Genomic DNA, 1278 nt, shown 5'->3' on the forward strand with positions numbered 1-1278 from the left:
GGAAGGGCGGGGCGGGGAGCAAGCACCGCGCAGCGGCCCCGGCCCGCGGGCGGCGGCGGTGCGTTACGGCGGCGGCGTGAGCTCCGTGAGCATCGCGGCCCGCAGCCGAAGCGTCGCCAGCAGCCGCTGGAAGGCCTCGGCCCAGTACGCGGAGGCCCCGGAGCCCCCCTCCGGCAGCCCGGCCACCCCGGCCGTGAGGACCTCCAGACGGCCCGCCTCCGCAGGATCGAGGCAGCGCTCCGCCAGCCCCATCACCCCGCTGAAGCTCCACGGATAACCCCCCGCGACCCGCGCGGCGTCCAGCGCGTCCACCACGGCCCGTCCCAGCGCCCCCGCCCACGGCACCCGGCAGACCCCGAGCAGCTGGAACGCCTCCGACAGCCCGTGGGCCCGCACGAACTCCGCGACCCACTCGGCCCGTTCCCCCTCCGGTAGGGTTTCCAGCAGCTTGGCCCGCTCCGCGAGCGACGCCGTGCCCGGGCCCGCCGCCGGTGGTGCGGACGCCGCGCCCAGCAGCGCCTTCGACCACTCCGCGTCCCCCTGTCGCACCGCCGCCCGGCACCAGGCGGCGTGTATCTCCTCCGCCCAGCCCCCGGCCACCGGCAGCGCCACTATCTCCGCCGGGTCCAGCCCCCCGAACCGGTCCCGCCAGCAGGACAGCGGAGCCGCGTCCACCACCTGGCCGAGCCACCACGCCCGCTCCCCACGCCCCGCGGGCGGCCGTTCGACCACCCCGTCGCGCAGCATCCCCGCGTCGCACTCCGCCGGCGGCTCCACCGCGTCCGGGCCCACGCAGGCCAGCGCCCGCTCGGCCATCCGCCCGGCCAGGGCCGACTCCGGCAGCGCGGACAGCAGTTCCGCGGCCGTCGCCCGTACGTTGCGGCTGCGGTCGCCCAGCGCCGCCTCCAGGAAGGGCTCGTCGGCCATCGACAGCCCCGTCCGCAGCGAGTCGAGGAACATCAGCCGGTCCTCGGCCCGCTCGGTGGCCCAGGTCGTGCCCAGCAGCCGGGTCGCCGCCGCCGCGTCACGGGCCCGTACGGCGCCCAGCAGGGCGACCCGTTCCGCGAACAGTCCCTCCTCCCAGAGCCGGGTCACCGCCTCCCCGTCGGCGGGGTCGGGCAGTTCGCCGGTGCCGCCCGCCGCCCCGCGCAGCGCGAACCGCCATTCCGGATTCAGCCGGGCCAGCCAGAGCCCCCGGGCCCCGGCCAGGGCCAGGGCCTGCGGGCGCAGGTCGGTGCGGGCCCGGGCCGCGTCCAGCAGCGCCGGGACCAGCGCCGC

General features: G+C 78.7%; 1 protein-coding gene. It reads right to left on the bottom strand.

What is annotated here, in order from left to right; translation table 11 throughout:
• Positions 1 to 63: 63 nt before the first annotated feature.
• Positions 64 to 1278: DUF5691 domain-containing protein (locus VR44_RS16830; RefSeq protein ID WP_045948326.1), on the bottom strand; the 1215-nt coding region annotated here is incomplete at its 5' end.

The organism is Streptomyces katrae (assembly GCF_000966975.1).
GTDB lineage: Bacteria > Actinomycetota > Actinomycetes > Streptomycetales > Streptomycetaceae > Streptomyces > Streptomyces katrae.